The 14,073-nt window shown below is 60.4% G+C and carries 9 protein-coding genes; 8 read left to right on the top strand and 1 reads right to left on the bottom strand.

Features of this window, described 5'->3' with window-relative positions; genetic code table 11:
- The first annotated feature begins 60 nt into the window (after positions 1-60).
- The 7 genes from GGR45_RS19185 (at position 61) to GGR45_RS19155 (ending at position 11,108) form a co-directional block, all read left to right on the top strand.
- Positions 61-975, top strand: a complete 915-nt coding sequence (locus GGR45_RS19185) for a hypothetical protein (RefSeq protein ID WP_017977245.1) — start codon at positions 61-63, stop codon at positions 973-975.
- Between the two features lie 630 nt (positions 976-1,605).
- Positions 1,606-3,441, top strand: a complete 1,836-nt coding sequence (locus GGR45_RS19180) for a type I restriction-modification system subunit M (RefSeq protein WP_017977244.1) — start codon at positions 1,606-1,608, stop codon at positions 3,439-3,441.
- The gene (locus GGR45_RS19960; protein ID WP_017977243.1) at positions 3,438-5,408 is read left to right on the top strand and encodes a restriction endonuclease subunit S; all 1,971 of its coding nucleotides are present in this window, start codon (positions 3,438-3,440) and stop codon (positions 5,406-5,408) included. Before GGR45_RS19180 ends, GGR45_RS19960 begins: the two co-directional genes overlap by 4 nt.
- Entirely contained in the window at positions 5,405-6,340 is a 936-nt protein-coding gene (locus GGR45_RS19170; RefSeq protein WP_020486330.1) for a GIY-YIG nuclease family protein, read from the top strand. The genes GGR45_RS19960 and GGR45_RS19170 overlap by 4 nt, the downstream gene beginning before the upstream one ends.
- Positions 6,337-6,870, top strand: coding sequence for a hypothetical protein (locus GGR45_RS19165; RefSeq protein WP_017977241.1), 534 nt, complete (start codon positions 6,337-6,339; stop codon positions 6,868-6,870). The genes GGR45_RS19170 and GGR45_RS19165 overlap by 4 nt, the downstream gene beginning before the upstream one ends.
- A 28-nt stretch (positions 6,871-6,898) precedes the next feature.
- Positions 6,899-10,018: a type I restriction endonuclease subunit R gene (locus GGR45_RS19160; protein WP_175310280.1), complete on the top strand. Its 3,120-nt coding sequence runs from the start codon at positions 6,899-6,901 to the stop codon at positions 10,016-10,018.
- A gap of 97 nt (positions 10,019-10,115) precedes the next feature.
- On the top strand, positions 10,116-11,108 hold the full coding sequence (locus GGR45_RS19155; protein WP_175310279.1) for a hypothetical protein: 993 nt from the start codon (positions 10,116-10,118) through the stop codon (positions 11,106-11,108).
- A gap of 1,135 nt (positions 11,109-12,243) precedes the next feature.
- Here the strand turns inward: GGR45_RS19155 and GGR45_RS19150 are convergent.
- Entirely contained in the window at positions 12,244-13,773 is a 1,530-nt protein-coding gene (locus GGR45_RS19150) for a DUF3987 domain-containing protein (protein WP_017977235.1), read from the bottom strand.
- 101 nt (positions 13,774-13,874) lie between these two features.
- Here GGR45_RS19150 and GGR45_RS19585 point away from each other — a divergent pair.
- Positions 13,875-14,073: hypothetical protein (locus GGR45_RS19585; RefSeq protein WP_221235840.1), on the top strand; the 199-nt coding region annotated here is incomplete at its 3' end.

Genomic DNA, 14,073 nt, shown 5'->3' with positions numbered 1-14,073 from the left:
TGCGAGCAGATTAAACCAGATGCCGCTATTGACGGTCGGCAGCCGGGGTTAAGGTGAAGCATGGCATTAGAAAACGTCACCGATGAAGAGCTTTTCGCGACCATGATTGCCGTAGACAAACGGCTGATGGAGCAAGGGCACAAGGTAAGCCGTAGATCGATGGAGGTGCCCCGCCTCACGCTGCTCGAATACGGCATCGAGGAAATGGTCATCATGACGGGAGGGCCGAGACCGAAAGGCCCTTATCAGCGCGTTGAAGACATGTTTGATGCCTTTTACTCGCGCCATGACCGGGCGATGGGCGGACATATCGGGGTGTTCCTGTTCCGCGACATATTCGCGCGAGTGAGCCTGCCAAGAGTTTACGGCACGATGGCAATAAAACTCATCGATTCCGTTGACTTGACACCTTTACAGCAACGTGCGGTCATGCTTGATCCTGCCCTTCACGATATGCTTGTTGATCAGGTCATTGACGTTGGGGATGCGGATTCCGGGTTCGAGACGTTGACGCACCCTAAAGCGCGTGACCCGCTGGTGACGAAGCTGCTCAGCTTGTCTCGCTTCCACCTTCATGCCACCGCCGCGATCCTTACGGGCGGCTATGACTATCGCGGGGCGGTGCAAAGCGCGATCCTGTCGAGCGAACTCGTCCTCAAGGCTGGTGCCGCAATAGCGGGGGCTACAGAAGACGAATTGAAAGACCCGAGGAGGTTCGGTCACAATCGCGTAAAGGCCCTCGACAAGGCCGCTGAGGCGCTTCCGGGGCTGGATCGCGACCGCATTGGCCGTGTGGTCGCTGCACAGCCAAACTATGTCGAGAACCGCTACTCGGACGCTCAGCCTTCGAGAGTTGAAACAGGCCATCTGGCAATGGGAGCGCAGTATATTGCTGCCGAGGTCATCCGGCAGATTAGCTCTCAAAACTTTAGGTCATCCCTGACACGCCCAATGCTCCGGACATACCCGGCTTGAGGGCTACCTAAGCCATCTCACCACGATCAGCATCCACGGCAATCCGATGCGACAATCCAATCGGATCAGATGACTCTCACGCTCTCGGATGAAGGCAAAACCGTGACCGGCGATACCGCTCGGTCAACCGCGATGAATGGGGAGCAACTGACGCGCTGCGCGGACTGAGAATTACAAGCGATTTGCGCTGCGGCGGTTATCCTAAAGCTGGCCGAGCACTGATTGCCGCCACTGGCCTACGTCGATTGGGCCGCGCACCGTTCCTCTGAAACGCAGAGCGAATAGCATTGCGTCATCGTCAAACTGGAACTCCCAAAGGACTCGTGTTGCTTCCGGGAATGGCACGCGAGGGCGCGCAAGACCTCTCAGGTGCTGAGTGTCGGCACTGGTCTGGAGAGCCCAGCAGCATGCTTCGTTGAAATTCAATCTCTCGTCCGTTTCGACGGTTGCAGTGACGGGAAATGAGGCGCGCTCTCGACATGTCTTGATCGCTGGAAGGTGATCCAGTGCGGCAAGGACACATGCAATTGTGGGATGTGGCATCGACTATTTAGGGCAGGCACCCCCGAGTGAGCAGCTTCCCGTCTCGGTCTGATGTGCTAACCCTCCCCTCAGGAGGACAGCAATTCAGTGAATCATCAGGCTCTTGCATCGTTCATCTGGTCGGTCGCCGACCTGCTGCGCGGCGATTACAAGCAATCCGAATATGGGCGCGTCATCCTGCCCTTCACCGTGCTGCGCCGCCTCGATTGCGTGCTGGAGCCGAACAAACCCGCCGTGCTGGCCGAGCTTCAGGCCAAGACGGCGATGGGCGTGAATCCCGAGCCATTCCTCCTCCGCGCCGCCAAGCAGGGCTTCTACAACACCGACCCGCTCGACCTCGACAAGCTGATGGGCGATCAGGACAACATCCGCGCCAACCTCGTCCGCTATGTCGACGGCTTCTCGCCTGCGGTGCGCGACATCTTCGAGCAGTTCGAGTTCCACGCGCAGATCGACCGGCTCGCCAAGACCGGGTTGCTCTATCAGGTCACCGAGCGGTTCGCCCGCATCGACCTCCATCCCGATAAGGTGGACAACGGTGCGATGGGCCTCGCCTTCGAGGAACTGATCCGCAAGTTCGCGGAAATTTCGAACGAGACCGCCGGTGAGCATTTTACCCCGCGCGAGGTGATCCGCCTCATGGTCAACCTGCTGTTCGTCGAGGACGACGATGCGCTGACCAAGCCGGGAATCGTTCGCACGATCTATGATCCTACGGCGGGCACAGGCGGCATGCTGTCGGTCGCGGGCGAGTATCTCGCCGAGCACAACCCGCAGGGGCACCTGACGATGTTCGGGCAGGAACTAAACCCGGAATCCTACGCCATCTGCAAGGCCGACATGCTCATCAAGGGGCAGGCCATCGAGAACATTGCACCGGGCAACACCCTTTCCGACGACGGACATCCGGCCCGCACCTTCGACTATATGCTCTCAAATCCACCCTTCGGCGTCGAGTGGAAGAAGGTCGAGAAGCAGGTCCGCGCCGAGCACGAGCAGAAGGGCTATGATGGGCGATTTGGCCCCGGCCTGCCGCGCGTGTCGGACGGGTCGCTGCTGTTCCTGATGCACCTGTTGTCGAAGATGCGCCCGCTTGCGGAAGGAGGATGCCGGTTTGGTATCGTCTTGAACGGCTCGCCTCTGTTCACGGGCGGCGCGGGCAGCGGCGAGAGTGAAATCCGCCGTTATGTGCTGGAGAACGACCTCGTTGAGGCGATCATCGCGCTGCCAACCGACATGTTCTACAATACGGGCATCTCGACCTATGTCTGGATCATCAGCAACCGGAAGCCGGAGGCTCGCCGGGGCAAGGTCCAGTTGATCGACGCCTCCTCCATGTGGCGCAAGATGCGCAAATCCTTGGGCTCCAAGCGTAAGGAGATGTCGGACGCGCAGATCGAGACCGTCACCAAGCTATTCGGCGGGTTCACTGAGGCGCAGCTTGCCACCAGCTTCGACGCGGACGGGCGGGAGGTTGCTCGCGACGTGGTGATTGACGGCGAGCCGTTTCCCTCAGCACCGGAGGGCGGCAAGGTGAAGCTCGCGCCGCTGTCGCGCATTTTCCCGAACAGCGCCTTCGGCTACCGCACCATCACCGTCGAGCGACCGCTGCGCGACGAGGTGGGAAAGATCGTGGTGGGTCAGCGCGGCAAGGTGAAGGGCAAGCCGCAGGCGGACAGCGCGTTGCGCGACACCGAGAACGTGCCGCTCAGTGAGGATGTCGAAACCTATTTCGCACGCGAGGTGCTGCCGCACGCCGAGGATGCGTGGATCGACACCGACAGAACCAAGGTCGGCTACGAAATCCCGTTTACCCGGCACTTCTATGTGTTCGAGCCGCCGCGCCCGCTGACTGAGATCGACGCCGATCTTGAGGCCGTCACTGACCGCATCAAGGGCATGTTGGAAGGGCTCGCCGCGTGAGCTTCCCGTCGTATCCTGCCTATCAAGACAGTGGCATCGAATGGCTGGGCACAGTCCCGAGCCACTGGACGATCCAGCGGCTGAAGCACTCGGTCTCCTCATCTCGGAACGGCTTGTGGGGCGACGAGGCGCAGGGCAACTCGGATGACATAATCTGTGTTCGGGTCGCCGACTTTGATCGGGTCCGATCTCGCGTGAAGCTGGATGATCCCACTTTGCGCTCCGTGGGAAAGAAGGATCGGCAGGGCCGCTTGCTCCAACCGGGCAATCTGCTTCTTGAGAAGTCTGGCGGTGGTGAAAAACAGCCAGTTGGTGCGGTGGTCCTTTACGACCATCTCGACCCCGCGATTTGCTCCAACTTCGTCGCGCGCATTCAGTTGGTTGCCGCGATGCACCCGCCGTATTGGTGCTATCTTCACAACGCCGCCTACACAGTGAGGCTCAATGTCGGCTCAATAAATCAAACCTCCGGCATCCAAAATCTCGATCAAACTCGGTATTTCGACGAGCAAGCACCTTACCCGCCGTTTGATGAGCAGGTTGCCATCGCCGCCTTTCTCGACCGCGAAACCGCCAAGATCGACGCGCTCATTGATGAGCAGCGGCGCTTGATCGCGCTGCTGAAGGAGAAGCGGCAAGCCGTCATCTCCCACGCCGTCACCAAGGGCCTCGATCCGCACGCCCCGATGAAGGACAGCGGCATCGAATGGCTCGGCGAGGTGCCCGCGCATTGGGAGGTGCGACGCATCAAGCACGTTGCCCGCATGGAGAGCGGGCACACACCTGACCGGAAGGTGCAAGCCTACTGGGAGGATTGTGACATTCCTTGGGTGTCGCTGCACGACACCGGCTACCTCAAGGATCATGACTACATCTCAGAGACTGCCCAGATGGTGAACGCGCTGGGGATCGCCAACTCTTCAGCGCGCATTCTACCTCCCGGCGTGGTCGTGTTCTCTCGCGACGCGACGATCGGACGCTGCGCGATCACCACTCGCCCTATGGCGGTGTCTCAGCACTTTATCGCTTGGGTTTGCGGGCAAGCGTTGAGTGCTGAGTTTCTCCTGTTCTGCCTGCGCAGCATGGCAGGCGAACTTGATCGACTAACCGCAGGCGCGACGCTCAAAACAATTGGTATGCCAGACGTGCGGACGTTGACGATAGCGTTGCCTCCACTCAGCGAGCAGCACGCGATAGCGGCCCATGCCAGATCGGAAGCTGAGGGCATCGATGCCCTTATAATGCATGTCACCGATGCGTCTCGGCTGCTTCAAGAACGCCGTGCCGCCCTCATTTCCGCAGCCGTCACCGGCAAGATCGACGTGCGCGGCTCAGCCAAGGTGCTGCCGTTCCCGATCGATCGCACCCGAGCGCGCGCGCTGGTCGGCACCGAGATCATCGAGCGGTTAGCAGGTCAGCCGACGTTCGGTCGCGTCAAGTTCCAAAAGGTGGCCTTCCTCGCTGAAGGACATGTCGGCATCAGCGAGCTTGCGGGCTGCTATACGAGAGCAGCGGCTGGCCCGCTCGACGGTGCGCTGATCGATGACATGGAGGGCGGTGCGCACAGAATCGCAGGCATCGCCATCGATCAGGCGGGCGGCACCGGCACCACAGTCCGCTACCGCCTCGGTCAGCAGCGTGATGCGCATCGCCAAAAGCTTGCTGACTGGCTCGGCCCCGATCGCACGGCCAAGCTCGACAAGCTGATCACTGACTTCGCTACGCTCAACACCAAGCAGGCTGAGGCTGTGGCGACGCTCTACGGCGTCTGGAACGACCTGCTCAGTGACGGAGTCGTGCCGTCCGATGATGAGATCATCTCCGGCTTTCTCAATGACTGGCACCCAGAAAAGCGCGACAAGTTTCGCGCCAGCGAGCTTCCCGAATGGCTGGGCTGGATGCGCCGCCACGGCATCGTGCCGACCGGCTCAGGCCCGACGACCACCACCGGGAGGCTGTTCGTATGAGCCCAGCGGTCGGCCGCTCCTTGGAGCTTTACTACATCGACGGCCGCCCAGATGGCATGGTCACGGCCGAGTTGTTCAACTGGACCGGCCACGTCCTGCTGTTCCCGCGCACCCAGTTGAGCGCGGCGCTCACCCGCGCCGAGGCTGGCTATGCGGGCGTCTACCTGCTGCTCGGCGACCAGAACGGCGAACCCTTCGCCTATATCGGTGAGGGCGAGGACATCGGCGCGCGCATCCGCCAGCACGACGTGCGCAAGGAGTGGTGGACCAGCGCGGTGCTGGTCACCGCCTCGGCCAACAAGCTCAACAAGGCGCATGTCCGCTACCTCGAAGCGCGCCTGATCGCGCACGCCAAGGCGATTGGCCACACCCCGCTCGACAACCTGACCGCGCCGGTGCTGCCGATCCTCAGTGAGGCCGATGTCGCCAAGATGGAGGCGTTTCTCGAAAACCTGCTGATCGTGCTCCCGGCCGTGCGCGTGGACATGTTCATCCAGCGTATTCGCTCGGCGCGACCCTCGTCACCAGCAGCGCCGATCCCGACGCACGCTGACGGACAAACGGTCAGTGCTGGCGGCACCCGCTTCGTGCTGGAATCGCGCAAGCACGGGCTTCGCGCCTCGGCCGTGCTCACTGACGGCGAGTTCGTCGTCGAAGCAGGGTCGATGGGCAGGCTGGAGTGGACCGGCCTCGAACACCATACCTACGCCTCGCTCTACGCCGAGCTTCGCCGGTCGGGCGTCCTTACTGAGCAGGGCGCGCACTGCGTCTTCACGCAGGACTATGCCTTCCGCAGCCCCAGCGCAGCAGCGGCCGTCGTGAACGGCAGAGCCTCGAACGGCCAACTCGACTGGCGCACCGCTGAGGGTGGGCTGACCTACAAGGAATGGGAGGCGCGACAGATCGCTGCCCCAGTGGGAGCGACGGCATGAGCCTCAACATCGACAAGCAACTGGGCGCTATTCCTGCCGCGTCCGCCGAGAGCCGTGCGCAGATGCGGAGCAACGCGGGCGGTTGGCTCACCAGCGGAACCGACGCGCAGCGTGAGGCGGCACAGCGAATGATCGATGCCTTGGATCGGCAGGAGCAGATTGAGCATGAGGCGCTGGTCGGCGAACTGAGCGGCCTCGACACGGCCGAGCGCGTCATCCGCGCCTTCACCGTCAAGCCGATGACTGAGACCGAGGCGAAGCTGGTGCAGGTGCTGCTCGACAATCCCGGCTCGACCTCGACCGAACTGACTCAGGCGCTGGAGTGGAAGGCGCAGAGTTGGCACATGCATTTCGGCACGATGTGCGCCGACCGCGCACTCTACCTGTGGCCTGCGCCCGCTGCCGAGCACCGCAACGGCAAGTTCTACTCGGGCATCCTTGCTGACTTGAAGGAGCCTGAGAACCTGTTCACACTGAAGCCGGATGTTGCGGCTGCGTTCGAGCATCTCGGGCTGAGAAAGCGCGGCTGATGTCATTCAATCAGGTGCGGGCAGGCCGATGAGCCTCCATAAAGAAATCCGCTTCGAGGATGAAATCTGCGCCTATTTGGGCGCGCATGGCTGGCTCTACGACCCCGGCTCCGCAGCGCAATATGACCGTGTCCGCGCGCTGTTTCCACCTGATCTCGCAGCATGGGTGCAGCAGACACAGCCGAAGGCGTGGGAGGCCCTGAGCCGCAGGCATGGAGCAGGTGCCGAGACGGCTCTGCTCGACCGTGTGCGAAAGCAGATCGACGACCGGGGCACGCTCGACGTAATCCGCCACGGGATCGAGATGGTCGGTGTGCGCGGCTCGATCCAATTGGCTCAGTTCAAGCCCGCGATGGGAATGAATCCCATCACCATCGCTACCTATGAGGCGAACCGCCTCCGTGTCGTTCGGCAGCTTCGCTACTCGACGGCGAACGAGAACTGCATCGATCTTGCGCTCTTCCTCAACGGCCTCCCCGTCGCCACCGTCGAACTCAAGACCGATTTCACTCAGTCGATCACCGACGCCATCGACCAGTATCGCTTCGACCGGCTGCCGCGCCCCAAGGGCCATAATGCCGAGCCGTTGCTATCCTTCCCGAACGGCGCGCTCGTCCACTTCGCGGTCAGCAACAGCGAAGTGCATATGACGACCAAGCTGGCGGGACCGGCGACGCGCTTCCTGCCGTTCAACAAGGGTGACGAGGGTGGGGCTGGCAACCCGGTCAACCCGAGCGGGCACCGCACAGCCTATCTGTGGGAGGGAGTGTGGCAGCGGGAAAGCTGGCTGGAGATCATCGGGCGCTATCTCGTCGCCCAGCGCGACGCCAAGGGTCAGGTCGGCAGCGTCATCTTCCCACGCTATCACCAGCTTGACGCCACCCGGAAGCTGCGCGCCGCGATCCGCAGCGAAGGAGCGGGCGGCAAATATCTCATCCAGCACTCGGCGGGATCGGGGAAGACCAACAGTATTGCATGGGCAGCGCACTTCCTCGCCGATCTCCACACGGACGCGGACGAGAAGCTGTTCTCGACGGTGATCGTCGTTTCCGACCGTAACGTGATCGACTCCCAGCTTCAGGACGCGCTGTTCGGGTTCGAGCGGACGACCGGCGTGGTCGCTACCATCCGAAGTGAGAGCGGGACAAAAAGCGGTCAGCTTCTTGCTGCACTTGAGCAAGGCAAAAAGATCATTGTCTGCACGATCCAGACGTTTCCTGCCGCCCTACAGGCTGTGCAGGAACTTACCGCCACGCAAGGCAAACGGTTCGCGGTCATTGCCGATGAGGCGCACTCGTCGCAGACCGGAGAGGCGGCAAAGAAGCTGAAGCAGCTTCTCTCCCCCGAGGAGATCGCCGAGCTACAGGATGGCGGTGAAACCAGTGCCGAGGACATCCTCGCCGCGCAGATGTCCGCGCGCGCCGGGGAAAGCGGCGTCACCTACGTGGCCTTCACCGCGACGCCCAAGGCCAAGACGCTCGAACTCTTCGGGCGCAGGCCGATGCCGGATCAGCCCGCCAGCGACACCAACCTGCCCGCTGCCTTCCACGTCTACTCCATGCGGCAGGCCATTGAGGAAGGCTTCATCCTCGACGTTCTCAAGAACTACACGCCCTATCGGCTTGCCTTCCGGCTCGCGAACGAAGGGCAGGAATGGGATGACCGGGAGGTAGAGCGCAGTGCCGCTCTGAAGGGCATCATGCGCTGGGTGCGGCTGCACCCCTACAACATCGCGCAAAAGGTGCAGATCGTCGTCGAGCACTTTCGCGAGAATGTGCAGCCGTTGCTCGACGGCAAGGCCAAGGCAATGGTGGTGCTCGGCAGTCGTGTCGAGGCGGTGCGCTGGAAGGTCGCCATCGACGCCTACATCAAATCGCAAGGCTATGGCCTCGGCACGCTCGCCGCCTTCTCAGGCGAGGTGAACGACCCTGAGACAAGCGATGAGCCGTTCACGGAAGGTAGTGCGACGCTCAACCCCGGCCTGAAGGGTCGCGACATTCGCGACGCCTTTGCAGGGGCGGAGTATCATCTCCTGCTCGTCGCCAACAAGTTCCAGACCGGCTTCGATCAGCCGCTGCTGTGCGGCATGTATGTGGATCGGCGTCTCGCGGGCATTCAGGCGGTGCAGACGCTCTCACGCCTCAACCGGGCGCATCCGGGAAAGGACACCACCTACGTCCTCGACTTCGTGAACTCGTCGGAGGAGATTCTTACCGCTTTCCGCCAGTATTACGACACCGCCGAGCTTGAAGGTGTCACGAGTCCCGACATCGTGCTCGACCTCAAGGCCAAGCTCGATGCGAGCGGCCATTATGACGAGTTCGAGGTAGAGCGGGTCGCGGCGGTTGAGATGAAGCCCACTGCAAAGCAGGGCGACCTGATCGCGGCGATCGAGCCAGTCGCCGACCGCCTCCTCAAACGCTTCAAGGCCGCGCAGGCGCGGCTCGCGAGCGCGATTGATGCGGACGACGCAAACGCGGCTGCCGACGCGCAGGATGAGGTCAACGCCCTTGTGCTGTTTAAGAACGACATGGCGGCATACGGGCGCACCTACAGCTTTCTGTCGCAGATATTCGATTACGGCAGCACCGCCATTGAGAAGCGTTTCCTGTTCTACCGGCGGCTGCTGCCGCTGCTGGAGTTCGGGCGCGAGCGGGAGGGTATCGACCTGTCCAAGGTGGTGCTGACGCATCACAATCTGAAGAACGAGGGCCAGCGCCCACTCGATGTGTCAGGCCGTGATGCCACCAAGCTCGGACCTATGACCGGCGTCGGTTCGGGGTCCGTGCAGGACAAGGAAAAGGCTCTCCTTGCCGAGATCATCGAGCGGGTGAACGACCTGTTCGGAGCAGACACCACCGAGCGCGACCAACTTAGCTACGTCACCACCATCCGCGACAAAATGCTCGAATCTGATGCGCTGGTGACGCAGGCGGCGAACAACACCAAGGCGCAGTTCGACAACTCGCCGACGCTGCGAGACGAGTTGATGAATGCCATCATTAATGCGTTCGAGGCGCACTCGTCGCTCAGCAAACAGGCGCTCGGTTCACAAAAGGTGCGAGATGGCTTGAAGGAAGTGCTTCTTGGCCCAGCACAGCTTTATGAGGCACTACGCAATCGGGGCATTGTTCAAGCGCAGATGTAGTGCGCTAAACTTGCCAAATCTCTGATCCGTGATATTTAATCACGATGATTAGCGCCGATAAGGACTGCGCTCTCCTTCGAAGATGAAGGAGACGCCCATGATAAATACCATCGCGCCGCTGACTGGTTGGGCGCTCGACAGTGTTGCCGAACTCGACCGGCACGCACCCGGTTTTGCCGGGTCTTATCTGCGCGCCAGTGATGAACGTCGGCAGGTCATTGCCGCGTATCTGGCGGTCGCGCCGATCCCGTTCGACGACGGACACCGCGCCCGCCTCTCCGCCGATTTTCTCGGAGGTGCCGATCATCGCGCGATCCTCCGCGCTGGCTTTGGTAGCGTGCCGGTCGGCCTGCGCGGGGCGCTGGCACGCTCTGGCCCGCAGCCGCTCGACCGGCGCTATTACGAGCGCCTTTTCAGGCTCCTGATGCGGCCTCCACACCGCGAGATCGTCCGCACCATCAACCAGCTTCCACAGCTTGATCATCAGCGACTGCGGATCGCACAACGCCTCCCGGCGCAAGTCTGCTGCGCGAACGTCGTCTCGGTGATCACCAGCATCAAAGAGGCGCACGATGTTGCTGCGCTCATTGGTTTGCTCATCGCCAACGGAGCCGATGCAGACGGGCTGTTTGCAGCCATTCGCAAGGTCGAAACGGCGCGTGCACTTGCGGGCGTGTGGCAACGCTGGTCGCGGCAAATGACGTTCGGCGTTCATCCGGTGCCCGCCTCCGAAACCTACCTCCCTATCGTTGGTGCAAACGATTTGCGTCGCCTTGGCTTGCGCTTCAACAACTGCGCCGAACGCTACATCGTCGGATGTCTCAATGGGTTCGATGCGTTCGCTGAGTTTAAGGCGAACAACAAGGCGCTCGTCGTTCACCTTCGCCGGAAGCGGGAGCATTGGATGATCGAGGGCATGTTCGGCAAACACAATGCCTGCCCGCCTCCGGCCCTGCGTGCCGAAGCTATCAAATACCTTGCTCAGCACGGCGTTGGTGAGAAGCCGCCACGCGAGAGTCCTTCCGGTGAGTGGGAGGTTTTGAACCGCCTTGCTCACCCCTTCCGCTTCGAACTCGAAATGGAGGACTGACGTGACACGCCTGCAAGGCGGGTCACGCTGGTGGACTGGTAAGGGCTCGCTACTCGGCTGTCTCATGGTTGAGGAGCAACCCGCCGCCTGACGATGATTCGCCGAACCCGCAACCGCGCTTCATACCGCACGAGTCTGCATGAGAACGGGGCAAGAACGTGGTTCCACTGGAACACATTTGGCGGGGTTGATGCTCCAAACTCGTGAGCGAACATGCGCGCCTTCAAATACTCCCAAAACTCCCAAAATGATGGGTGGTCGAGCCGAATGTCCTCAATCGTGGATTGCGCTCCTTAGCTGTTTTTGCGCGCGCTGAAAGCGGACTGATCAGCAGGATCAGTAAATACAAATAATGCAACCGGAATTTAAATAACGTATATTTGTATGATAGAAACTTGTTCAGGGCGTCACTGATTAGAGGGGTTTGGCCCACTCCTCGAAACTGCTGCTGTTGCTTGATAGGCGCGTGATGGGACACCAAGCACGCCGTGCTACGGACAGAAACTGGAGAACAAGCCGACCGGTCACTGATGCCGGTATAGAAGCAGTCAGAACAAGACAGCGGCAATGTGTCCGAATCTCACAACCGCTGATCACCGGGGGTGCATGAGCAGCATAGCCTACCGGTGATGCTTCCTTCGGGATAACCGTCGAGCGCCGGAAGGCGCGGTAGATTGATGCAGAGCAGGGTCACGGGCGACCACCTGCGGGCATAAACCCCCAACGTATCAAAGAGCTTCTCCAGTCGGGACGTGAAACGAGTCCCCTATCTCTACCCCCTGATCATATAGGTTGAGAGTGCCACATTCATGGCTCTCTGACGATGTCAGTCATCGTCATGTTCTCCTCGGAGACGGTCTATGTGGTCAGGGGGATAGAGTTTTCAGTCGAACATGAAACGAGATTTGAATGTCGAACTCATTCTCAGAAAAGCTTGCTAACCAGCGTAAGCGACAGCGAAACGCTGGTGCGGCAAGCCGCACGAACCGTATGGTTCGGGCGCTCAGATACTCGTGCATTTGGGCTGAGCCACACCCAAAACTCCCAAATTGACCGATCAGACGGTCATGTCTGCTGAACAGACGTGAGATAAATCCGGACAGACTATTTTGGGAGTTTTGGGAGTGAAAATGCGCTATCGTAGATACTTCTTTGCCGCGATAAGGAGAAGGGGATTTACATCATAATCCTTGGCCTTGCGCCCAACCTTTCGAGTGATAACGGGCCTAATAACGCCAAGTTCTTCAAGATGAGCGCACACATCCTCTACAACTTCGTTTGAACCGGCTCCATGCAAAGCCGGGCTTACCGCCCCAAATGCCTCATATTTTTGCATGCTCCGGACGTTAAATGACAGTTTTTGTCGTCGCACGAGCATCAGTGTTAAGTCCTTGGCCGCCTTGAGGTGAACAGGTGGATAGGCCGATTGCTGACATCGCTGGAAGTGCGGGTAGAAATAGTTCTCGATCAGATCGCATGCAGCCTGCATAGCCCGCAAGGTTACAGCGTCGGGACCAGTGTCAGACCGTTGCCACGTGCCATCTGCCGAGAAACCATATGTGTGGATGAGCGCGTCGAGCTTCTTTTGGGCAGCGGCACGTTCGGCTCCCTTATCGTTCCGATCAGCGTCAGCAAGAGCAGCATACTGCTGAGCACGTTTCATCACTCGCTTATCGGGCGACTTCATCGCCGCCCACCACGTCGTTTCCAAAACCAAAGCAAGCCGGATCGCCATCCCATATTGCTTGGAAACCCACTGCCCATCGGGCTTCGTGGTATCGAGGAACAGGTCAGCCGGATTGAAGCGGCTCGTCCAGTCTGCATGATGTGCGACCGCTTCGTCGGTCACCGAGACCGAGCGAAGTCCGAGCGAGGCTAATTCGGATACCCTCTCCAGCACCGCCTCCATTTCGCGTTCATTCGGTGCGTGGCCGGTGCCCGTCTGATTCTTCGGGACAGGATCAGGGTAGGCAAATAGGCAGCGTGACACGAACCCCCTCTCAATATCGCTCGTCGCTTTCAGCATAGTAGGAAGGGTGGCGGGCTGGGTGCCGCCAAGCACTGCGATGTTATGGCGCGGGATCACGCTGGCTCCACCGCCCCGCCCGCCTCGGTTATGGGCGTAAGGCATCTTGCCGTTCCACGCTTTCAGCCAGAACTGCTCGCCTCCACGATCCCGGCTGAAAGAGTCCCACCATCCGGAGAGTTCGTCGTCCATAACGACGAGGCCTTCCGGCGTGTCGATCGCCACTCTGATCGCACCAGCGATGGTTGTGTCCTCGATTTTACGCACGACCCCTGATGCCGCCTCCAGCGCGCCGACCGCTTCAAGAAAGGGCGTGAACGCAGGCGTCTTACCGGCTCCCGGCGGGCCGACGTTGACCATCCACAGCGTAGCGGGTTCGCGAACGGTCGAGGGTGAGGGCATGGCCGCTTCCAGACCATTGCCGATCAGGCCGGACACCGTCCCCAGCACGTTCAGCGCGAAAAAATCACGCGGAAGTCTGTCACCGGCTGCACTCAGGATGTAATTGAACCAGTAAGGTCCGAGGATATTGAGCGGGAATGTTGGCACGCTGGATAGGTTGGCATTTGGCGTCATACTGGTGAGATCGGGCTCTACCCAATCAGTCACTGTTGAGATGATGTTCGCCGTGTTCGTCATTTCAATCCTCCGTTGCTTGCTGCACACGGAGGTATCGCCAGCCCGTTGTGGCTCACCGGATATGTCGTATAGAGTATAAAAATCAGTGAGTTAGGTGTGACATGGCTGATGATCGCTTCACCGTCTCGGTATTCCGCAACGTTCAAATTGCCATAGATCGCATCAAGCAGATGCCGTCGTCCGGGCCTGCGGGCATTCACGTCCAAGCGACCGATTTTCGCGAGGCTATTTCGATTAGGATGGTGGCGAGTGAACTCGGCATCAGCGTGAGGCAATTACGGCGACTGGTAGCCAGTGGCG

Source organism: Sphingomonas zeae, assembly GCF_014197135.1.
GTDB classification, from domain to species: Bacteria; Pseudomonadota; Alphaproteobacteria; order Sphingomonadales; family Sphingomonadaceae; genus Sphingomonas; species Sphingomonas zeae.
Note: the sequence above shows the minus strand (reverse complement) of the source record. Positions and strands in the feature narration are given on the sequence as shown.